Here is a 19,918-nt window from a genome sequence, read left to right as displayed (position 1 = left end):
GCGGCCCCCTCGGCTGGCGCTGAGCCCGCATCAAACAGTCCGACGGCCGCATTTGCAATTCGCAGCCGTTTCAAAAGCAGGCGATTTCGATCAGAGCTGATCTAAATCGGACGGCTGCGAGAGCAGTTCCTTCCTCGCAGCGCACAAACGCTGCCCGGCTCGATTTACTCGCCCGGAGCGATCGCATTGCTCGGCGTGGGCCGATCAGTGATCTGCTGACCGAACAGGCTGCCGATCAGCTCGACCGCAGTGCGCGCGGTCCGGCCACGTTCGTCGAGGAAAGGATTGAGCTCGACGATGTCGACCGATCCCACCACGCCGGAATCGTGCAACAGCTCCATGATCAGATGTGCCTCACGATAGGTCGCCCCGCCCGGCACTGTCGTGCCGACGCCCGGCGCTACGCAGGGGTCGAGGAAGTCGACGTCGAAACTGACATGCAGCACGCCGTTGCAGGCCTTGACGCGTTCGATGACACGCCGGATCAGCACCGCGACACCGAATTCGTCGATCTGTCGCATGTCGACAACCCTGATCCGGCGCGAGCGCATCAGCTCCTTTTCGAGCTTGTCGATCGAACGCGCGCCGAACAGATCGAGTCTATCAGGATCGATCGACGCACGCGGGTCATCGCCGAGCAGGCCATCGAGACCCGGCTCACCGCACAGAAACGCCGCCGACATGCCGTGCATGTTCGCCGTGATCGTCGTCTCCGGCGTATTGTAGTCGGCATGCGCGTCCAGCCAGAGCACGAAAAGCTCCCGTCCGCGCTCCTGCCAGTGGCGCGCCATGGCATTGACCGAGCCCATCGACAGCGTGTGATCGCCGCCGAGGAAGATCGGCAGCGCACCGGTGTTCGCGATCTCATAGCCTCTGCGGCTCAGCACGCGCGTCCAGCGCTGGATTTCGCGGTAGTGATTGGCTTTTTCAGGCGGCCTGTCAGCGAGGTCGCCGACCCCCGCCACGGAGAGATCGCCGTAATCGACGACTTCAAGATCCAGGCTCTCGAGCAGTGTCGCAAGGCCCGCGGTGCGCAGCGCAGCGGGGCCCATCAGTGTGCCGCGCTGCGAAGCTCCCATGTCGATGGGAGCACCGAGCAAGGCGATGTGCCGGGCTCGATCCGTCATGGTCCGATCGGTCACGGCGATCTCCTGTGATCAGCAAGGCTGCCGTCAGCCTAACAGAGATTCGTATCCGTCGTTTCACGGGGATCGTCCGCCTCCCGGCCGGAACAAAACCCCGCGGGCCGAATTGCCCTTCCAAGGCCGGTGCCCGCCGTCAGTTACGGCGCCTGTCGCGGATAGCCAAAGGTCGTCAGACCCGCTGTTCAAAACGAGCGCTCGCGAGGATAGCCAAAGGTGCCGGCCTCCATCGCTTCGTCGGGTTTTGGAGGTCGCAAGCTTGAGCACGGAGATACCGCATCCCGATCCCCAGCCCGGCGTGGCCGAGCGCGCCATCGATGCCGCAACCGACGTATCGCGTACGATCGGCGAGGTCGCGGGCGGCCTGCACGCCGCGGTCGATCGCCTCACCGCCGCAATTGACGAAGCTCGAAAGCCCGGCCGGCCCCTCGCGACGGTTGCAGCCATAGCGCGCGAGGCACCCTTGGCCAGCCTGTTCGTGGCTTTCCTCTTTGGCGTTGCCGTCGCGCGCCGGCGTTAAAATCGAAAGAGCGCGTTCAGGCAGCGCTGACGGCTTCGTACCCAGGCTGAAATTGCTTCTCGAATGCCTCGACAGGCATCGGACGGCCGAAGAAATAGCCCTGTCCTTCCTCGCACCCCATGCTGACGAGGAAATCGGCCGTGGCCCGGTTCTCGATGCCTTCGGCCACGACCGTGAGCCCGAGCTGCTTGCTGAGGCCGATGGTCGAGCCGACGATCGCGGCGTCGTCGGAATCGGCAAGCAGATCGAGCACGAATGAGCGGTCGATCTTGAGCCCGTCGAGCGGAAACTTCTTCAGATAGCTCAAGCTCGCGTAACCGGTACCGAAATCGTCGAACAGCACGCGGACGCCGAGCTGCTGGATCCGCTTGAACATGTCGAGCACGCGGCCTTCGTCATACAGCAGGATATCCTCGGTGACCTCGAGCTCGAGCAGCGAGGGCGTGAGCCCCGTCGCCTTGAGCAGCTCCGCAACCGAATGCGCGAGGTCGCCGGAGTCGAGCTGAGAGGGGGAGAGATTGATCGCAACGCGTACGCTGTTGCCGGACAATTCCCACGCACGCGCCTGCCGACAGGCGGTTTCCATGACCCAGCTCGCGATCCGCTCTGATAGCGCCGAGGTATTGACCACCGGCATGAACTCGCCGGGCGAAACGTAACCGCGCACCGGATGCCGCCAGCGGATGAGCGCTTCGGCTCCGAGCAGGCTGCCGTCGACCAAACGAACCTGGGGCTGGTAGAACAGCTCGAACTCGCCGCGATCCGCGGCGAGCGCCAATTCGCTCTCGAGCGTCAGCCGGTTCTCGAGCTCCTGCCTGATCGTGCTCTCGAAGATCACGTGACTGCCGCGCCGCGTCGCCTTCGCGCGGCTCAGCGCCAGATGGCCGTTGCCCAGGAGGTCGTCCGCAGTGTGTCCACCGTCGGGATAGACGGCAACGCCGATGCTGATCCGAACGCGGTGCTGTCGTGTGCCCGTGACGAGCGGCGCTTCGAACGCGCGCGCGATCCGCTCGGCGAACGCAGCAATCGGCTCGCCGACTTCCTCACAGTCGAGCGCGATGGCGAATTCGTCCCCGCTCAGCCGCGCGACGATCGCCTTGCCATCGACTTCGTTGCGGAGACGCTCGGCAACGGCCCGCAGCACGAGGTCGCCGGCCGAATGTCCGAGCATGTCGTTGATCTGCTGGAAGCCGTCGAGCCCGAGCACGAGCAGCGCGACGTCGGAAGATCGCCGCTCCGCCGTGGTGATCAAACCGGTGAGGCCCGCGTGCAGCATGTTGCGATTGGCAAGCCCCGTCAGCGCGTCATGCTCTGCCAGATACCTGACACGTTCGGCCTCGCGCTTGCGGACCGAGATGTCGCGCAGGATCGCGCCGTATTGGAAGCCGTCCGTTCCCTGCCAGCCGGAGAAGCTCGCCTCGACCGGGAAGGTCTCGCCATTCTTGCGCCGGCCTTCGAACTCGACGACGACGGCCCCGCCCGGGACCAGCAGCGCCTGACGGGCGGCATCGCCCATCGACGGCCTCGCCGCGCCGCTCGCCGGCGCGGCACAAAGTGTTTCGAACGGCTGGCCGATGATCTCGGCCGGCATGTAACCGAAGATCGCGCTCGCGCCGGGATTCCAGACCGTGATCCGGTGATCCGCGTCGGTGCAGACGAGACCATCGCCGAGCGACATCGCGATGCGATGAAAGCGGCTTTCGGCGATGCGTCCCAACAGGCTGCGGAAATCGATCTCGTCGAGCGCGATCGCGGTCAGATAGGCGATGATCGCGATGTGGAACAGCGACGTGTCGATGACGAGGGGCCATCTTGCCTGCACGAGAACCGCGGTCAGCTCGACGGCCGCCCCGGCCGTGACGAGGATTGCGACGCGAACGCCCGGTGCGAAGCGGCGCCACGAATACATCATCATCAGGCAGATTGCGCCGAGGCCCAGGATCATACCGATGTCGGAGGTCCAGCGCAGTGTCCGGATCTGGAGGATCGATTCTGCCGCCAATGCCTGAAGCACGGGTCCCGAGACGATGCCGCCATTTGGAACGCTGAACCGGTCGCCGAGCTCGAGCGCCGTGGCGCCGACGATGATCTTCTTGTCCCTGAGCTTGTCGAGAGTTGCAGTATCGCCGCGTATCACGTCGACATAGGAGACGCGCGGAATGGATGCCGCCTGAATACTGAAGTCGATCAGGAAAGGCGGTCGCCGGCCGGCGTCCTGTCCTGCCAACACGACGGCCATGGACGGCATCAGGGCATCGCCGAATTTCTCACCGAACGGATAACGACGAACCAGCCCGTCGGATTCGACCGCAACATTGACGAGGGCCGGCCACGACTGGTTGCTGAACGGCTTGAGGGGGCGATTGAGGTGAACCGCGCCACCATGGGCCGTCGGTTGCCTGAAGGACGGCAGGATCGTCGAACCGCCGACGTCCCGAAGCGCCTTGACGAAGGCCTCGTCGGAGACCGGATCCGATGGCGTGCTGAAGTCAACGTCGAAGGCGACGTCTTGCACTCCCGCCGCCTCGAGCCTGTGCAACAGCTCAGCGTGCAGCCGGCGCGGCCAGGGCCACACCCCGATCTGGTCGATCGAGGGCGCGTCGATGGCGACAACGACGACATTGCCGCTCGCCGCACGCGACTGCCAGGCGAACCGCAGATCGGTGAGCGCATTGCGAAGCGAAGCATGCCACCCCGTGGACAGCACGACCGCAAGCGCGATCACGACGAGAATATGCGGTCGATAGCGTTTCACTTTGCTCCCCTGCACCGACGGCACTTGCCGCCGAGTGCTCCCCCTATGCCGACTGCACGGTCCTAGTGATGGCCTCTGCCCCAGTACCAACCGTAATGGTGGCCGTTATTGCCATTTCCGTTGTGGCCGTTGTTGCCACCGTTACCGCTGTTGCCATTGTTGCCGGTGCCGCCGCTTCCGTTGCCGGTCACACCCCTCCCACTGCTTCCGGTCCCGGAAGTTCCGGTGGACACGTTGCCGCTCGACCCGGCGGCGGTCACAACGGTCGTCGTCGCACTCGACGACGTCGACGCGGCGCTGGCCGTTGACGCGCTGCTGCTCGCGACGGCCGCCGTCACGGTGGAGCTGTTGGAGGCTGTGGTGGTGGTGTTCGACGAGCTGTCGCTCCACACCGTAGCTGTGCCGATACTTGTGCTGGCATGTGCGTTGCGCACGCGCCCCGTTGCCACGGCTCCATGGGCGAGGCCATTCGTGACCTTGTGGACATTCAGCTTGACCTCGCCGAGCGAGCTCGAGATCCGCACGACGCCGGCCCTGGGCGCCTGGCCTCCGGCCGCCTGATGCAATTGCATCGACGCGCCCGCAGCCTTGGTCCCCTTGTCGATCGGACCCAGCGCATGGATCGCCTGGCCGTTCGCCGCGTTGCGCGGCGCCGACAATCCCGATTTCGGAACTGGAATTCGCTCGATCGTCGAGGCGCGCGGCTTGCCATGCTCGATCGGATTGAAGGTGCCGATGCCGCCCAGGCTGAGCCCGGGCTTGCCATGCTCAAAGGCGGTAGCCGCTTGTCCCGGCATGACTTGTGCGATCTGTCCGGTCTTGAAGTCGGAGACCTCGACCTGGCCGCGGAGCACGCCGACCCTGGTACTGCCCGCACCCACCGTGACGCTGAACTGCGTTCCCTTGACGACTGCGGCGAGATAAGGCGTCTCGACCTCGAAATGCTTGACGTTGCGCTTCTCGACTTCGAGCAGGATCGAACCCGCCTGCTGGATGATGGTGGTCGAAAGCCCGTCCTTCTTCTCGGCAGGTAAGCCCACAACGGAATTGGGCGAGATCAGAATCGTCTCTTCACCGCGGACAAGCAGCACCCGGCCGTTGCGTCCGGTGCGGATGGTGTTGCCGGGCTTGAGGGTCGCTTCCTGGTTCAGCGAGACCTGTTGCGCACCATCGGTCGCAACCCAGACCTCACCGGTGGCCTTGCTGACCGACCAGACGCCATCATCCGCGGCGAACGCACCGGAAGCCGTTCCCAGGGTCAGCGCCGCCACGAAGGCGCACCGCATTCCAATTCTGCCGAGCATGACGATCCTCAGTCCCCGTGACAGCCGGACCTGAGGCGTATCCGAAATGACTCAAGAGAGGATTAGCAGGAAGAGGTCAGTGGAACTGCCGCATTAACCATTCATTGACCATAAAAACCTATGAAAAATCATGCAGCTAACGATCCCTTACCGCGCCGCGGCAATCGCTCCGTCAAACTACGGAGACAGGTTTGCTGCGCGCGTTGAGAAGCGGCATTTCGCTACCGCATTGGCGCTGCTGGTACCGATTTTTGCGGGAGTTCCGCAAGCCTTCGCACAACAGGCGAACCAGCCGGGCTTTGATCCGCGCCAGCCCGAGAAATACTTTGAAAACCAAACCGAGCGGGAAACGCTGAACCGTCCCCTGGTCAAGCTCCCGACCGTCGGCCAAACCAACACCGGCGGCGACACCAAGCCCCAATTTGTCCTGCGCGACATCAGCGTCATCGGTGCTCATGCCATCCCTCGCGATCGTATCGCCGCGGTCTATCACCCCTATCTCGGCAAGAAGGTCTCGCAGGCGGACCTCGCCGCGATCGCCGGCGCGATCAGCGACCTCTACCGCGCCGATGGTTTCCATCTGAGCCGGGCCATCGTGCCGCCGCAAGACATTGTCGATGGCCGCGTCCGGATCCAGGTGATCGAAGGCGCCATCGTGCAGGCCGAGCTGAAAGGCGACGGCGCCGAGCAGTTCGGCGTGAGGCCGATGCTTGGGCCGGTTCTCGCCGAGCAGCCGTCGCGGCTGGCAACGGTCGAACGCCAGCTCTTCCTCATCAACGGCAGGCCCGGCGTCCGGATCACCGATACCGCGCTGGAGGAGATCGGCGGTACGACCGGCCGTTTCCGCCTCATCGTTTATTTGAAGACATGGCACGTCTTCTCGTCGTTTGGCCTGGACAATCTCGGCTCGTCCTCGGTCGGTCCATGGCAGACCTACGCGACGGGCGCGTTCAACTCCTACCTCACGCCCGGCGATACGCTGGCGGTCAACCTGTCGACCATTGCCAACGACCCGCGCGAGCTCGGCTTTGCCCGGCTGTCCTATGACGCGCCCGTCGGCGTCGACGGTGTGCGGCTCGGCGCGTCCGTGCTCTACAGCGCGGTCCGGCCGGGCGACGCCCGCCGCCTCGACAGCGACATCACCACGACCGAGGCTTTCGAGGTGCGGGCAAGCACGGTGCCCTTCATGTCGCAATCCTCGGCGCTGACGCTGACGCTGGCCGGGACCTTCAGCAACGTGTCGGAGCATGACCTGTACGGCCCCTGGTACAACGACCACATCAGGACCGCGAGCCTGACCGCCGACTACCGCCTCCAGGATCGCTTCGGCGGCACCAACTTCGCGACGCTGACCTACCGCCAGGGCCTCGACGTCTTCGGCGCCTCACATTTCGACGACGATCTGCTATCGCGCGACGGCGCCGCGTCGAACTTTTCGGTGCTGAACCTCTGGTTCACGCGCTATCAGGTGCTCAACGACGCCTGGTCGCTCAAGCTTTCCGCGGCGAGCCAGACGGCATCGCGGCCGCTGTTCACCTCGCAGCAATTCTACCTCGGCGGCGCCGCCTTCGGCCGGGGCTATGGCGCAGCCGAGATCAGCGGCGACAACGGTCTTGCCGGCTCGCTCGAGCTGCGATTCGACCAGAAGCTCAATTTCCGCTACTGGAGCGGCTATCAGCTCTACGCCTTCGGCGACGCCGGCGCAGTCTGGAACGACGGTTACAGGCTGAGCGACGGCCTGTCGCTGACGTCAGCCGGAGCCGGTGTGCGCTTCTTCCTGTGGGACGACCTCCAGGCCGATCTCGGCGTGGCAGTCCCGTTGAGCTACCGGGCGCCGGACAATGAACGCCGCAGCCCGCGCTTCCTGTTCACGCTGTCGAGCGCTTTTCGGCTGTGCCCCGAGCGCGGCCGGGGCGGCTGCCTGTAGCTCGTTTCCTTCGTGGAGCTGACCCGGCACATCACCGATTTGCGGTCTTGCGCACAGGCTTGCCTGAATTTAATCCCGTAGCCTGCTCACGATCGCTCGATCCGGGGGGCTCCAATGACCATTTTCAGTCGAAAGTGATTGGGACGGAATTATGAAGAGGGTGTTTGCAATCCTGGCGTTTTTTTGCCTGCTCGGGGTCGGCGAATATTTCATCGTCAGCCGGTTCGCGATTCGCCACGAGGCTTTGACCCTGTTCGACGCCTCGCGCCAGCGGCCGATCTCGGTCGAGATCGCGGTGCGACGCGACTACGAGACCAAGGCCAATCTCGGTCTCTGGAAGCTGCCGCTTGCCATCATCAGCAACGGCAATACCGTCAAGGCCACCGAATATTCCTTCCTCGCCAACGCGCTCGCCGCGCGTGGCTATCTCGTTGCCAGCGTCCAGCAGGACCTGCCGAGCGACCCGCCGCTGATGACCCATGTCGGTCAGCAATATGTCGGCCGGCGTGAAGTCTACATCCGCTGCGAGGCCAACATCCTTTTCACCCTGGGCGAATTGAAGCGGCGGCAAGAGAACGTCGACTACGACCACATCACCCTCGTCGGCCATTCCAACGGCGGCGACGTCTCGATGTATGTCGCCCATCAGCACCCGGAGCTGGTGTCGAAAGTCATCACCCTCGACAATCTGCGGGTGCCTTTCGTCCTCAGCGACAACATGAAGATCCTCACGTTCCGCTCGAAGGATCCGCATTTCCTCACCGACTCGGGCGTGCTGCCGACCCCGGAAGAGGCCAAGGCGCGCGGCATCGACATCGTCCACACCGGTGCGCAGCATAACGAAATGAGCGATCGCGGTCCCGATGCGGTCAAGGAGAAGATCCAGGCGACGCTCGACCGCTTCCTGCGTGACAGCGCAAGCAGCGCACTCGCTCCGGCTGATACCAAAAGTCCGATGATCATGAACCCCGGCGACTATTAGCCGGAAGCGCCTTTGCGGCAGATCAAGGCAGCTCCGGGCCTGCAGGCTAGAAAGGCCATGCAGCATCGGAGAGGCACGTGTCGCACTATACCGAAAGTCTTGGTACGAAGGGCCTCGGCCTGCCCGCAACGAGAACGCCGTCATTCGTGCGGCATCTCTATCGTGCGACCCGCAGGCTGCTGCGGTCGATCATCGCCCGCATCGATCTCTCGCAATTTCCGGGATCCTGTTGCGGATGAGCACGGCCGCAGGCGAACGCGTGAAGGTTGCCCCATGCACCAGCATTTGAGACGAATTTGCCTGCTGCTCGTCGTGACGTCGAGCTTGGGCTCGTCCTCTGCTCTGGCCGCCGACGCCGGTCACGGTGCCGACCTCGCCAAGCGCTGGTGTGCAAGCTGCCACGTCGTGGCCAGTGGCCAGGCGCAAGCCAGCGCCGACGTCCCCTCCTTTGCATCCGTTGCGCGGCGACCGGAGTTCAGTTCGGAGAAGCTCGCGTTCTTCCTGCTCGACCCGCATCCGAAGATGCCGAACTTTCCCCTGAGTCGGAGCGAAGCTGGCGACATCGCGGCCTACATCGGATCACTGCGTCCTTAGAGGCGGGACGATCGCGATACCTGCCACAAATGCAAATCCCTGCCGGAGGACCGACAGGGATCAGCAGAAAGGATGATGGACGGCGAATGAGACCTCATTCGGTGGCCCATCATGGACCTGCGCCAGCAGCGAAATGCGGATCTTCATGCCGCGCAAGATCAATTTGTAGGCAGCCGGCACACAGTCGAGGAATCAGGATTTGCCCTTGCCTGACTGCATGAGACTGCCGGTCATCTGGCGCATGTGATCTCCGGCGCTGGTGAACTGGCTGCGCAGGAAATCGGACTGGATCCGCATCGCTTCCTGAAGGTCGGTGGCATGCACGAGCTTGCGTGCATGCTCGAATGCCGACTTCATGTTCTGCTCGGTGAAAGCAAGCGCCTGCTTCGACACCTCCGTCCCGGCTCCCGGAACGGACGTCATCGATTTCGTGGCGGCTTCGAAAAACATGCCGAACGCTTTTTCTGCCTGGTCAATTGTCTTCTCGGCCAGGTCGCGCAGTTCGGCCGGAACTTCGAGCTTCGGTTCGATCATGGTCGCACTCCTCCCTTTTTCTGACTGAATATCACACTTGCCGGACCGGCTTCCAGCAGCGAACGCCGGGGCAAACACCCCCCGGGAGGCGGCTTGGGCAGGAAACGGAGGGAAAAAGGCGTGAGACGCGCGGTCCGGCTCAGGACAAGGGGTGTTCGGGAAGGGCTTCTTCGGTGGCGAGGTCTTCGACGAGTTTGATCACCTCGAAACGCTGTCGAGGCGCAAGCTTCAGGAAAGCGCGGAGCAGGCGCAGGCTTTCGACCGTGCCGGTCGCAGGCGCGCCGAGCTTGAGGTGCAGTTCAGCCGCGAAGTTGAGGTTCTTCATCTCGCACCTATGACAAGCATCGGCCATCCTGAACTGACATCGGGCTCCACGCGAGGGCCGAACACCACAACCAGACACCGTGGCCAGTTCGAACTCTCGGCCGGAGGGCCCGGCAGGTTAGCACCCTCAACGACGCATCCGGGCTCAACCGAGGAGGTTGCAATTATGCCAAGGAACAACCCATCCGGCAAGCCCAACCACCGGCGTGGCAATGCTTCGCCTGCATCGCTCCACCGCAATTCCGGATAACAGGAATATGGGCCGTCGTCACCCACCTGCGTCAAGAAGCTGCATTAAATCACGCGCGCAGCACCGATTGCTGTCAACCGCACTGCGTTTCGCCGTGTTTCAGGTGTGAATGGGCATTGGTGAAGGCGCCTAGCGCTTCTTCAGCGTATACACGTAATTGTTGAGTCCCACCTCGGCGGTTGTATCGTCGACGAAATGAACGTCGATCTCACAGCCGGTTTCCAAAGTCTTGATTGACGCGCCGGCAAAGCCGAGGGAGGCAGCAAGCGCCTTCGGATCGGCCATCTTGTCGACACGCTGCATCTCGTCGAATGCGCCCTGGAAGATCATGTCGGGGCCATAATCGGTGACCTTGTACCGCGGCTTGGCACAGGCAAAGGGGCGCGGCCCCGAGATCTCTTTCGCCTTCAGGACGACCGCCTTGCCCAACAGCCGCTCCCGCTCGGTGCCGTCAGGCTTGCGCTGCGAATCGGCCCACGGCGCGACCACGGCGGCCGTGAATGTCCAGGTGCCGACGTAGAAGGGATCTGCGGCCGCAGCAGTGCCCGTGGCGCCGACACAGACGAGAAGGTAAACGGTTCCGGCGAATTTCATAGAACGTATCCCCTCGAGCCTTCGGCTTGGACTCGCATCTTCGCATCGAGGTTCATCGCTGCCGGGATATTTCCGCCCGTGAACCGTTGTCTAGGATCGAACGACCAAGCGTTTGCGAAACGGCCACGCAGATCACGGGCGCCATGGCTAATGAACTGATCGATTCGGGCGCGCCTCAGCACAAGGACGACGGCATGCTTTCTCGCTGCGATCTCATCAAGGGCGCCGCGGTCGCGCTTCTCACCTTCTCGATACAAGGCGCATGGGCGCGGGAGACCAAGATGAACCTGTTCAAGATCGTCACCATCAAGGACGAAATCGTCGTCGGATTGTCGGCGGAGGAGCTGCAGGCACTCGGCGGCAATGACGCGAGCGCCGTTGCACATGCGCTCGCACAGAAGGGCGACCTCACCGTCTGGCAATACAACGTGCATCGCGGCCCGAATGGCGAATTGCAGCAGGCGCCGACCGCCAAAATCGGGCTTTTGGCCAACGCCTCGCTGCGGGTCGAGCCCTACACCACGCCTTACCAGATCGTACCTCATCCGTAAGGAGCAGAACGGCGCCCCGGCGGTCGGACCGCCGGCGCGCCGTAGTCACCTGCGCCAGCCCCCACGCTCTGTCCCCGTCTCTGTCGCAAAGCCGTAGATCAGCGCCAGCCGGTCCAGGCATTCGCGAAAGCGCCGCCCGAAATAATCCTTCCAGCGCAGGGTACGAACGGCACGACGCTGCCCGATTTGGTCCATGGTCAAACCCAGCACCAGCGCATCGTGCACGAGCGCGGCGCCGTCGGTGCCGAGTTCCCGCTCGACCCGATTCAGTCGCAGCACCGCCTGGCGCTGGCTCTCCGTGACCGGCTCGCGCGTGCCGGTCCCATCGACATATTCGCGGGTCGTATCCACCGCCTGAGGTCCCCGCTCCGCCCGCTCCCAATCGTTCTGGAAGGCGCGCCCGCCGCGGTATTGTGCTTCATCGATCTGGTGATGTGCGTGCAGCCGGCCGAGCGGATCGCTGCGGATCGACCGAAGGGCCAGAATCTTCTCGCCGGAATCGAGCGCCAGCGGATTGTCGACCTCCACCTCCGCCACCTCGGCATTGAACGGCACCTCCCGGGACCGCCGGTCGTAGATCTGCGTCAATTTGTAGGACTTGTTGCGTCGGGGACGTGCCACTCGGATGCTCCTTGCAAGACTGACGATTGAATGGACGGTGCGGCTTCAGGCGCGGGAGACCAGCCTCAGCGCGACCGGAGTTGCGATGCGAGCTGACGCAGCTCCGGAACGGCGCGTCAGGCGCGTATGCGGTGCGCAATAGCTAGAGCCCGGTTGGCGCGGATGGCCGCAGAAGGTGATTTCCTCCCCGTCCTTGTCGCCGCCGTAGGGATAGCGGCAGTCGGCCGCCTCGAGCTCGACCAGCTCGATCAGGCGCGGCTGGACGCCGACGCAGCGTAACTTGACCCGTGCGGCGGGCTTCATTGCGGACTTCGGCGGCAGGTTCAGGTTCGGCAGTGCCGAGCGGCGTGGCGAAACCAGAGCCTCGCCCGGCAAAGGCGGGACGATCGAGGGGCTCGTCATCCATTCCGGCACGACGAGTCCGAGCCGCTTGGCGCGGCCGATCACCGCGTTGCGCGTGTAAGCCGTTCCGAATCTTGCATTAATCTGCCTTCCGATCTCCGCATAAGACATTCCCTTGAGAAAATAGTCGCGAAGCGCGTCGGAGTGTTCCGACGGCCAATGGCCCGGTTCCATGATGCTGTCCTGTGATGCGCCTCCTCCGACCGCACGATCCGGGGGCGGGACACACATTCCGCTATTCCGAAGTTGGCGTCAAGCGGAAATTCTGATATTCATAATTGCATCAATTCCGAATTTCGGATTACAAGAGACGACACGATGGGCAATCGAGGGAATCACCATGTTGGACGTTGCTATGATCGAGCGGGGCCTGGAGAAGACGGGCAAGAGCAAGGGCGGCCTGGCGGCGGCCATGGGCGTGCGGCCCGGCGCGGTGTCGGAGATCCTCGGCGGCGAGCGCCTGGTGAAGGCGTCAGAAATCATTCCGATCATGGAATATCTCGAGCTCAACCTCGCGCCGATCATGGGCCGCGTCGGGGCCGGCGCCGTAATCGAGCCGGATTATGAACAGGTTCCTCCGGAGGGGCTCGGCGATATCGCGCTGCCCTTCCCGATCATGGAGGAGACCGTCGCCTTCGAGATCGTCGGCGATTCGATGCTGCCCAAATACGAGAGCGGCGACGTGATCGTGGTCTACAAGGACCAGCGCCATCCGCTGTCGAGCTTCTATGGCGAAGAGGCCGTGGTCCGGCTCAAGACCGGCGAACGCTATTTGAAGACCATCGAGCGGGGCAAATCTCCCTCCGTCGTCAATCTCACCAGCTTCAACGCCAAGCCGATCGTCGGCGTCAAGCTCGACTGGGTCGGCGAGATCTGCCTCTCCATGCCCAAGGGCCAGCTCGAACGACTGCGTGCCAAGTCGGCGCGTCCCCGCAAGAAGGGCAAGTAGGCAGAGGATTTCCGATTTTTGGAAATCCAACTTGACTTAGTTCTGTTTTTCGGAAATACTCTGCCGCGCACCGACCACGGCGCGGCAGGATTGCAAGATGCAGTATTTCGTCGTGATGATTGACTACGGGCGGCGTGGCCGCGAGGCGGTCGTCGATCCTGAAATCACCAGGCGCGAGGTCATCTCCCGCCTCGCCTCGGGTGAGTATCGGAACGTCTCGTTCATCCACGAGATCGTGGAGAACTCAGTCGAGGACGTGACCGAGGCCATCCTGGCCGAGGCGGCCCTTCCCCGGGTCGAGCCCGAGGACGTCGACCTCCAGGCGATCCGCCTCGACCACGCCCGCGACCTGCGCAAGCACGAACGGACGTGATGCAGGCCGCGGCGGCCTGCATCACGTCTGGACGAATATTACACCAGGAGAACGGTCGATCCCGTCGTCTTGCGCGCGGCAAGATCGGCATGCGCCTTGGCCGCGTCCTTCAGCGGATAGGTCTGGTGCACCTCGATCTTCACCGCACCGGACTTGACGACGTCGAACAGCTCGCCCGCCATCGCCACCAGGTTCTCGCGCTTGGCAGCATAGGTGAACAGCGTCGGCCGGGTGACGTAGAGCGAGCCCTTCTGGGCGAGCAGGCCGAGATTGAGCGGCTCGACCGCCCCTGAGGACTGGCCGAACAGCGCAGCGACGCCGAGCGGCGCGAGACAATCCAGCGATTTCAGGAATGTGTCCTTGCCGACGGAATCGTACACCACCGGCACCTTCTTGCCGCCGGTGATCTCGTCAACCCGCTTCACGAAATCCTCGCGCGTGTAGATGATCACATGCTCGCAGCCATGCGCCTTGGCGAGCTTCGCCTTTTCGTCGTTGCTGACCGTGCCGATCACGGTCGCGCCGAGATGCTTGGCCCACTGGCTGAGAATGAGGCCGACGCCGCCGGCCGCAGCATGGAGCAGAATCGTGTCACCGGCCTTCACCCGATAGGTCTGCCGGATCAGGTACTGCGTCGTCAGTCCCTTCAGCATCATCGCCGCCGCGGTCTTGTCATCGACGCCATCCGGCAGCTTCAAGAGACGGTCGGCGGGGATCAGCCGCGCCTCCGAATAGGCACCGAGCGGCGAGGCGCCATAAGCGACGCGATCACCAGGCTTCAGATCGGTGACACCCGGACCGACCTCCTCAACCACGCCGGCCGCCTCGCTGCCGAGCCCGCTCGGCAATTGCGCAGGATAGAGACCGGAACGGTTGTAGATGTCGACGAAGTTGAGGCCGACGGCCGTGTGGCGAATGCGCGCCTCGCCAGGTCCGGGCTTGCCGACACTGACCTCTTCCCAGACCAGGACCTCAGGGCCGCCGGTCTTGTGAAAGCGAATGGCATGCGTCATGGGGTTGCTCCCTTATCGTTGCAGTGATGGTCCGAGAACCGGATCGGCCTGTGAAATAGGCATTTGGTCCGCCCGTTACAGTACAGAGCCGTAACAAGAATGTCACAGCGAACGACAAACACCGGCCGTTCCGCCTCTGTTCGAAAGAGTTGATGACGGCCTTGGGGCAACCGGCAGTACCTTTTGCGCGGGGATTGGTGGTCGCCTGCGAAGGAGAGCCGGGATGCCAGCTTATGTACAGCTTCATCAGGACATCGAAATCGCGCCTGTAATTTGCCCGACGTGCATGGGGTTCCTGCCGATGTATGTGCGCGAGGTCGAGCCGCATTGGAGCCTTGCCAAGATCGACTTCGTCTACGAATGCGCCGATTGCGGCGCCGAGGTCCGGCAGACGATCCGCAAGCCGGAGCTGCTGCGGCACTGAGCGCGACCGAAGAACTGCTCAACTATTTGCGCTGAACGGAAAAAACGCCGCTCACGCGGATCTGATGTCTCCCAAACGAGGCTTGTTCTTTGCCGGGAACGCAGGCAGAACAAGCCTCAAGCAAGACCTTTGGGAGCGCCATTTCGTGGCAGAACAGAAGGCCTCGACGTCGATCGAGGCAGTGGAGAGCGGCCTCGCCGCGCAGGGTTATATCGCGAGCCGGCAGATCGCGACCGCCGTCTATTTGTCGCAACAGATCGAGAAGCCGATCCTGGTGGAAGGCCCCGCGGGCGTCGGCAAGACCGAACTCGCCAAGGCGATCGCCGCCTGGCGCGGCATGAAGATGATCCGCCTGCAGTGCTACGAAGGCCTCGACGAGGCCAAGGCGCTCTACGAGTGGAAATACGCCAAGCAGCTTCTCTACACGCAGATCCTCAAGGATAAGCTCGGCGAAGTGCTCGGCGGCGCGCAAACGCTGCACGCCGCGCTCGATCAACTCCACGATTTCGGCGACGTGTTCTTCTCCAAGGAGTTCGTCGAGCCGCGCCCGCTGCTCCAGGCGCTGGAACAGCTGGGCGGCTGCGTGCTGCTGATCGACGAGATCGACAAGTCGGACGCTGAATTCGAGTCGCTGCTGCTGGAAATCCTGTCCGACTTCCAGGTCACGATCCCCGAACTCGGCACCGTCTCGGCGATCACGCCGCCAACGGTGATCCTCACCTCCAACAGCGAGCGCGATCTCGGCGACGCCCTGAAGCGACGCTGCCTGCATCTGCATATCGGCTTCCCCGAGCAGCGGCTGGAGGAGCGCATCGTCGAGAGCCGTGTGCCCGGCATCTCGCAGACCTTGCGCCGGCAGATGGTCGGCTTCATCCACGAGATCCGGTCGCTCGATCTGAAGAAGCTGCCCTCGGTCAGCGAGACCATCGACTGGGCGCGCGTGCTGGTGCTGCTGCAGGCGACCGAGCTCGACACCGACATCGTCAAGGACACGCTCAACGTGCTCCTGAAATACGAGGCCGATATCGAGGCGGCGGCGCCGCAAGTGACGACCTTCATTGCCAAGGCAGCCCGATCCAACGTCTTCGGTTGACGCCGATGCGCGAGAACCTCCATCGTTTCTTTCGGGCGGCGCGGGGCGTGGGCGTCCACGTCTCGCCAGCCGAGAGCATCGATGCGATGCGCGCGGTGTCGCAGGTCGGCTTTTCCGACCGGACCATCCTGCGCGACGCGCTGCTGCTGACGCTCGCCAAATCCCAGGACGAGAAGCTCGCGCTCCGCGACTGCTTCGATCTGTTCTTCAGCCAGCCCGAACCGCGACAGGAGCAGCCCGAGGGCGCCGACCAGGACACCGCACAGGACGCAGATCAAGCGCCCTCCTCCGGCGCGGCCAGTGATGCTGGCGGCGGTTCACCGCAGCAGGAACTGGGCCCGCTCGCACAGATGCTGCTGTCGCAGGATCGCAATGCCATCGCGGCCGCGATCGCCAGTGCCGCCGGCGCCGCGTCCCTGTCGGACATCCGCTACTCCACCCAGCGCGGCATCTTCTCCAGCCGCATCCTTGATGCCATGGGTCTCCAGCGCCTGCGCGACGATCTCGACGAGCTCACCGCGACCAATCCGTCGCTCGCCGAGCGTCTCCGCGCCGCGCTCGACGCCTTGCGCGAGGCGGTGCGCGACACGGTCTCGCAGGGGCTTGCACTCTATGCCCGCGAGGAAGCCGAAAACCTCCGCAACGAGATCCTGCGCAACGCGCCGCTCGCGCGCATCGAGCGGCGTCAGGTTGCCGAGATGCGTGCCCTCATCCGTCAGATCGCGCGCCGGCTGCGGGAGCGCTATTCCAAGCCGCGCAAGCGCCAGCGCCGCGGCCATCTCGACGTCCGCCGCACGCTGCGCCGGAACGCGGCCTGGGGCGGCGTGCCCTTCCTGACCGCGTGGAAGCGCAAGCACCGCGACCGGCCGAAGATCGTGGCGCTCTGCGACGTCTCGGGCTCGGTTGCGCAGGTGTCCGATTTCTTCCTGCTGCTGATCCACTCCCTGCACGAGGTCGTCGACGACGTCCGCTCCTTCGCCTTCTCCTCGCATTTGATCGAGGTCAGCCAGATCCTGGAATCAAAGTCGCCGGAAGAGGCGATGGCCGAGATCATGTCCAAGGTCGGTTTCGGCTCGTCGGACTACGGGTCCTCGCTGGTCGATTTCGAGAAGGAGTTCATGAGCACGCTGACACCACAAACCACGGTGATCGTGCTCGGCGATGCCCGCAGCAACAACCTCGACCCGCGCGCCGATATCCTGCGCCGCATCTCCGAGCGCTCGAAGCGGCTGGTCTGGCTCAATCCCGAGGGGCGGCTCGCCTGGGGCTTTGGCGATTCCGAGATGCCGCGCTATGCGACCTTTTGCAGCGTCGTGCGCCAATGCGCCACCGCGCAGCAGCTCGAGCGCGCGGTGTCCGACATCGTGGCGACTTATCAGTAGGCGGCGACGACGACCTCTCGCGTCAGGCGGCGGTCAACTCCGCCTGGATGAGATTGCACTCCCGAAAGTGATACGCGATTTCGTCGAGCGCGCGCTGCTCCCACTCCTGGGCCTGCGCGAGCCAGAACACCCGGCGCTCCGAATCCAACGCAGCGCGCTCACGGCACAGGGATTCCTGACTGCGAATTTCGACCAGCCTGTTCATGCACTCCACTCCTGCCGTGTGAAGCCATTCCCCGCGAATCAACGTAACAGAGTCCCGAGCCCCCGCCTCATGATTTCTGTGCATATCGCGACGCAGAATGGGACAGCGATACTTCCCGTGCACCGCGACAATTCGCAGCGCAGCATCAAATGCGGATCATCAATTAGTGATCGTCGGGACGATATTCGCGCGCAAACGATCTTAACTCCTGTGGCCGCAACGAAGTGAGGCAATTTGTGAAGAGATGTTCTAAACAGCTGACCGAATTCCCGACTCATTGTCGTCGCACGGTCTTCATGCGCCGCCGCTAACAGGGGCACGCGAACCGGACGATCGCCTGAGGCAACATGAGCAACGATTTCGACTTCGATCTTTCATCCGACCAGTGGGAAGCGCTGAAGGCGCTTCGCAACCCGGTGTCGAACGGTCGCCTCGCGAAGGCCCATGTCGTCGGAAGCCTGGTTGAGCTTGGCCTTGTCGTGGTCAATGACGGCGTTCCGGCAATCACACCGGCCGGCCGCAGGGCGCTGGTGCGCGGATCGTGCAGATTGCTGGACCTCGCCGCTTAACGCAGGCGTCAAAAGATCTGCGCGATCACGATCGCGTAGGCAACGAACACCGCCCCAAGTCCCCACACCATCGCCGGAATCTGCGACCGCCGGCCGACGGCCACTTCCAGGGCGATGTAGCTCAGCGTGCCCAGGGCCATTCCGTTGATAAGGTTGTTGGTCAGCACGGTGACGAGCAGCGTCAGCACGATCGGAACCGCATTGACGAGATCGGTGATGTCGATGCGGGCGAGCCCCTGCATCATCAGCACGCCCACGAGCACCAGCGCGGGCGCGGTCGCTTGCGCCGGGATGATGACGAAGATCGGCCAGAAGAACAATGCGAGAAAGAAGAATCCCGCGACAGTCAGCGAGGTCAGGCCGGTGCGGCCGCCGGCCTGCACGCCCGTGATCGATTCGATGTAGGCCGTGACGACGGACGTCCCGAGCAGCGGTCCCACCACCGAAGCCGTCGCATCGGTCGCAAATGCTGCAGTGGCGTTCGGGATCGAGCCATCGGGCTTGCGTAAGTTGGCAGCCCCCGTCACGCCGATCAGCGTGCCCAGCGTCGAAAAGAATTCGGCGCACAGGAAATAGAACAGCAGCGGCAGCGCCACGACGAAGTGGCTGAAGAGATAGCCGATGTCGAGCGCCATGAAGGTGCTGGTCGGCCAGCGCGGCCACGCCATGATGGCTGATGGCACCGAGGTCACCATCTTGCCGTTGGCACCCGGAACGAAGAAGCCGATCAGGGTCAGCACTGCGATCGACAGGATCAGCGCCGCCGGCACCCGGCGCGCCACCAGGACCGGCGTGAGCAGGAGGCCGAACAACGTCAGCAGCACCGGCGGGCTGCGCAGGGATCCCATGGCAATGTAGGTCGACGGGTTCTGGACGACGAACCCGGCGCCCCGCAGCGCAATGAAGACGATGAGGGTACCGACCGCCGCCTGGATGCCGATCTTCAGCGCTTCCGGCACGTCCTTCGCGACTTTCTCGCGCAGCTTCGACAGGCTGAGGATCAGGAACAGAACGCCGGTGAAAGCGACCATCGCGAGCGCGCCCTGCCAGGGCATGCCCATCTGCTTGACGATGACATAGGTGAAGATGACGTTCGATCCCATTGCGGGCGCAACCGCGAGCGGCAGGTTGGCCCACAGCCCCATCATGACGGAGCCGAAGATCGCGGCGAGCGCCGTGGCGCTGACGAGATCGGCGCGATCCATCCCGGCGTTGGACATGATCGCGGGGTTGACGGCGATGATATAGGCCATGGCTGCGAACGTCGTTGCTCCGGCCATCACCTCTCGGCCAATGCTCGTGCCACGTTCGGTGAGGCCAAAGGTGCGATCGAGCAGCCCGGAGGCTGCACGCGGTGCCGGCTCGGCGGGAGCGGCTTGCGGCTTCGTCATCTCGTTCATCGCAGTCTTC

22 protein-coding genes are annotated in these 19,918 nt (G+C 63.7%); 11 read left to right on the top strand and 11 right to left on the bottom strand.

The genetic code is table 11. The features are described 5' to 3' along the window. Positions 1-164: 164 nt before the first annotated feature. Complete coding sequence (rocF, locus tag N2603_RS14555; protein WP_260389346.1) at positions 165-1,142, bottom strand: arginase; 978 nt, start codon at positions 1,140-1,142, stop codon at positions 165-167. A gap of 259 nt (positions 1,143-1,401) precedes the next feature. On the opposite strand from rocF, the gene N2603_RS14550 reads away from it, so the two are divergent. Next, entirely contained in the window at positions 1,402-1,662 is a 261-nt protein-coding gene (locus tag N2603_RS14550) for a hypothetical protein (protein ID WP_260389345.1), read from the top strand. Between the two features lie 16 nt (positions 1,663-1,678). Here N2603_RS14550 and N2603_RS14545 read toward each other — a convergent pair whose 3' ends face one another. Next, complete coding sequence (locus N2603_RS14545) at positions 1,679-4,417, bottom strand: EAL domain-containing protein (protein WP_260389344.1); 2,739 nt, start codon at positions 4,415-4,417, stop codon at positions 1,679-1,681. 62 nt (positions 4,418-4,479) lie between these two features. Continuing rightward, the gene (locus tag N2603_RS14540) at positions 4,480-5,721 is read right to left on the bottom strand and encodes a FecR family protein (protein ID WP_260389343.1); all 1,242 of its coding nucleotides are present in this window, start codon (positions 5,719-5,721) and stop codon (positions 4,480-4,482) included. Between the two features lie 130 nt (positions 5,722-5,851). Here N2603_RS14540 and N2603_RS14535 point away from each other — a divergent pair, with 130 nt between their 5' ends. From N2603_RS14535 to N2603_RS14525, 3 genes are all read left to right on the top strand, one after another. Continuing rightward, positions 5,852-7,648 carry a ShlB/FhaC/HecB family hemolysin secretion/activation protein gene (locus N2603_RS14535; protein ID WP_260389342.1) on the top strand — a complete coding sequence of 599 codons (1,797 nt, stop codon included), beginning with the start codon at positions 5,852-5,854 and terminating at the stop codon, positions 7,646-7,648. A 151-nt stretch (positions 7,649-7,799) separates the two neighbouring features. After that, on the top strand, positions 7,800-8,630 hold the full coding sequence (locus N2603_RS14530) for an alpha/beta fold hydrolase (protein WP_018644781.1): 831 nt from the start codon (positions 7,800-7,802) through the stop codon (positions 8,628-8,630). Positions 8,631-8,903: 273 nt separating this feature from the next. Continuing rightward, positions 8,904-9,224, top strand: coding sequence for a c-type cytochrome (locus N2603_RS14525; RefSeq protein ID WP_260389341.1), 321 nt, complete (start codon positions 8,904-8,906; stop codon positions 9,222-9,224). Positions 9,225-9,416: 192 nt separating this feature from the next. Here N2603_RS14525 and N2603_RS14520 read toward each other — a convergent pair whose 3' ends face one another. The 3 genes from N2603_RS14520 to N2603_RS14510 all read right to left on the bottom strand — a co-directional run bounded on the left by N2603_RS14520 (position 9,417) and on the right by N2603_RS14510 (position 10,926). Next, positions 9,417-9,758, bottom strand: coding sequence for a phasin (locus tag N2603_RS14520; RefSeq protein ID WP_018644784.1), 342 nt, complete (start codon positions 9,756-9,758; stop codon positions 9,417-9,419). Positions 9,759-9,897: 139 nt separating this feature from the next. Continuing rightward, entirely contained in the window at positions 9,898-10,083 is a 186-nt protein-coding gene (locus N2603_RS14515; protein WP_018644785.1) for a hypothetical protein, read from the bottom strand. 378 nt (positions 10,084-10,461) lie between these two features. Next, a complete protein-coding gene (locus N2603_RS14510) occupies positions 10,462-10,926 on the bottom strand; it encodes a hypothetical protein (RefSeq protein ID WP_260389340.1) in 465 nt (154 codons plus the stop codon). A 194-nt stretch (positions 10,927-11,120) separates the two neighbouring features. Here N2603_RS14510 and N2603_RS14505 point away from each other — a divergent pair, with 194 nt between their 5' ends. Further along, positions 11,121-11,477: a hypothetical protein gene (locus tag N2603_RS14505; protein WP_260424197.1), complete on the top strand. Its 357-nt coding sequence runs from the start codon at positions 11,121-11,123 to the stop codon at positions 11,475-11,477. A gap of 45 nt (positions 11,478-11,522) precedes the next feature. Here the strand turns inward: N2603_RS14505 and N2603_RS14500 are convergent, their stop codons facing one another. Continuing rightward, a complete protein-coding gene (locus N2603_RS14500) occupies positions 11,523-12,098 on the bottom strand; it encodes a hypothetical protein (protein WP_260389339.1) in 576 nt (191 codons plus the stop codon). Positions 12,099-12,143: 45 nt separating this feature from the next. Next, complete coding sequence (locus N2603_RS14495; protein ID WP_260389338.1) at positions 12,144-12,674, bottom strand: GcrA family cell cycle regulator; 531 nt, start codon at positions 12,672-12,674, stop codon at positions 12,144-12,146. 166 nt (positions 12,675-12,840) lie between these two features. Here N2603_RS14495 and N2603_RS14490 point away from each other — a divergent pair, with 166 nt between their 5' ends. Further along, positions 12,841-13,449, top strand: a complete 609-nt coding sequence (locus tag N2603_RS14490) for a S24 family peptidase (RefSeq protein ID WP_018644790.1) — start codon at positions 12,841-12,843, stop codon at positions 13,447-13,449. Positions 13,450-13,546: 97 nt separating this feature from the next. Further along, positions 13,547-13,822 carry a hypothetical protein gene (locus N2603_RS14485; RefSeq protein WP_260389337.1) on the top strand — a complete coding sequence of 92 codons (276 nt, stop codon included), beginning with the start codon at positions 13,547-13,549 and terminating at the stop codon, positions 13,820-13,822. A 38-nt stretch (positions 13,823-13,860) separates the two neighbouring features. On the opposite strand, the gene N2603_RS14480 is transcribed toward N2603_RS14485, so the two are convergent. Beyond that, positions 13,861-14,835: a quinone oxidoreductase family protein gene (locus N2603_RS14480; protein ID WP_018644792.1), complete on the bottom strand. Its 975-nt coding sequence runs from the start codon at positions 14,833-14,835 to the stop codon at positions 13,861-13,863. A 223-nt stretch (positions 14,836-15,058) separates the two neighbouring features. Between N2603_RS14480 and N2603_RS14475 the strand changes: the two genes are divergently transcribed. From N2603_RS14475 to N2603_RS14465, 3 genes are all read left to right on the top strand, one after another. Further along, positions 15,059-15,259, top strand: coding sequence for a hypothetical protein (locus N2603_RS14475; RefSeq protein WP_018644793.1), 201 nt, complete (start codon positions 15,059-15,061; stop codon positions 15,257-15,259). Between the two features lie 145 nt (positions 15,260-15,404). Continuing rightward, on the top strand, positions 15,405-16,352 hold the full coding sequence (locus N2603_RS14470; protein ID WP_260389336.1) for an AAA family ATPase: 948 nt from the start codon (positions 15,405-15,407) through the stop codon (positions 16,350-16,352). A 5-nt stretch (positions 16,353-16,357) separates the two neighbouring features. Next, a complete protein-coding gene (locus tag N2603_RS14465) occupies positions 16,358-17,734 on the top strand; it encodes a vWA domain-containing protein (protein WP_260389335.1) in 1,377 nt (458 codons plus the stop codon). A 22-nt stretch (positions 17,735-17,756) separates the two neighbouring features. Here N2603_RS14465 and N2603_RS14460 read toward each other — a convergent pair whose 3' ends face one another. Next, positions 17,757-17,939: a hypothetical protein gene (locus tag N2603_RS14460; RefSeq protein WP_018644796.1), complete on the bottom strand. Its 183-nt coding sequence runs from the start codon at positions 17,937-17,939 to the stop codon at positions 17,757-17,759. A 347-nt stretch (positions 17,940-18,286) separates the two neighbouring features. On the opposite strand from N2603_RS14460, the gene N2603_RS14455 reads away from it, so the two are divergent. Then, positions 18,287-18,508, top strand: coding sequence for a hypothetical protein (locus tag N2603_RS14455; RefSeq protein WP_260389334.1), 222 nt, complete (start codon positions 18,287-18,289; stop codon positions 18,506-18,508). An 8-nt stretch (positions 18,509-18,516) separates the two neighbouring features. Here the strand turns inward: N2603_RS14455 and N2603_RS14450 are convergent, their stop codons facing one another. Beyond that, complete coding sequence (locus tag N2603_RS14450; RefSeq protein ID WP_260389333.1) at positions 18,517-19,908, bottom strand: NCS2 family permease; 1,392 nt, start codon at positions 19,906-19,908, stop codon at positions 18,517-18,519. Positions 19,909-19,918: the final 10 nt, after the last annotated feature.

Source organism: Bradyrhizobium huanghuaihaiense (assembly GCF_025200885.1).
GTDB lineage: Bacteria > Pseudomonadota > Alphaproteobacteria > Rhizobiales > Xanthobacteraceae > Bradyrhizobium > Bradyrhizobium huanghuaihaiense.
The sequence above is the reverse complement of the archived record's forward strand: the minus strand, read 5'-3'. Positions and strand labels throughout refer to the sequence as shown.

What these genes read in the sequence shown, in the direction of transcription:
- N2603_RS14540 (WP_260389343.1), bottom strand. Translation starts at nt 5,721, where the DNA reads ATGCTCGGCAGAATTGGAATGCGGTGCGCCTTCGTGGCGGCGCTGACC.
- N2603_RS14535 (WP_260389342.1), top strand. Translation starts at nt 5,852, where the DNA reads ATGCAGCTAACGATCCCTTACCGCGCCGCGGCAATCGCTCCGTCAAAC.
- N2603_RS14530 (WP_018644781.1), top strand. Translation starts at nt 7,800, where the DNA reads ATGAAGAGGGTGTTTGCAATCCTGGCGTTTTTTTGCCTGCTCGGGGTC.
- N2603_RS14525 (WP_260389341.1), top strand. Translation starts at nt 8,904, where the DNA reads ATGCACCAGCATTTGAGACGAATTTGCCTGCTGCTCGTCGTGACGTCG.
- N2603_RS14520 (WP_018644784.1), bottom strand. Translation starts at nt 9,758, where the DNA reads ATGATCGAACCGAAGCTCGAAGTTCCGGCCGAACTGCGCGACCTGGCC.
- N2603_RS14515 (WP_018644785.1), bottom strand. Translation starts at nt 10,083, where the DNA reads ATGAAGAACCTCAACTTCGCGGCTGAACTGCACCTCAAGCTCGGCGCG.
- N2603_RS14510 (WP_260389340.1), bottom strand. Translation starts at nt 10,926, where the DNA reads ATGAAATTCGCCGGAACCGTTTACCTTCTCGTCTGTGTCGGCGCCACG.
- N2603_RS14505 (WP_260424197.1), top strand. Translation starts at nt 11,121, where the DNA reads ATGCTTTCTCGCTGCGATCTCATCAAGGGCGCCGCGGTCGCGCTTCTC.
- N2603_RS14495 (WP_260389338.1), bottom strand. Translation starts at nt 12,674, where the DNA reads ATGGAACCGGGCCATTGGCCGTCGGAACACTCCGACGCGCTTCGCGAC.
- N2603_RS14490 (WP_018644790.1), top strand. Translation starts at nt 12,841, where the DNA reads ATGTTGGACGTTGCTATGATCGAGCGGGGCCTGGAGAAGACGGGCAAG.
- N2603_RS14485 (WP_260389337.1), top strand. Translation starts at nt 13,547, where the DNA reads ATGCAGTATTTCGTCGTGATGATTGACTACGGGCGGCGTGGCCGCGAG.
- N2603_RS14480 (WP_018644792.1), bottom strand. Translation starts at nt 14,835, where the DNA reads ATGACGCATGCCATTCGCTTTCACAAGACCGGCGGCCCTGAGGTCCTG.
- N2603_RS14475 (WP_018644793.1), top strand. Translation starts at nt 15,059, where the DNA reads ATGCCAGCTTATGTACAGCTTCATCAGGACATCGAAATCGCGCCTGTA.
- N2603_RS14465 (WP_260389335.1), top strand. Translation starts at nt 16,358, where the DNA reads ATGCGCGAGAACCTCCATCGTTTCTTTCGGGCGGCGCGGGGCGTGGGC.
- N2603_RS14460 (WP_018644796.1), bottom strand. Translation starts at nt 17,939, where the DNA reads ATGAACAGGCTGGTCGAAATTCGCAGTCAGGAATCCCTGTGCCGTGAG.
- N2603_RS14455 (WP_260389334.1), top strand. Translation starts at nt 18,287, where the DNA reads ATGAGCAACGATTTCGACTTCGATCTTTCATCCGACCAGTGGGAAGCG.
- N2603_RS14450 (WP_260389333.1), bottom strand. Translation starts at nt 19,908, where the DNA reads ATGAACGAGATGACGAAGCCGCAAGCCGCTCCCGCCGAGCCGGCACCG.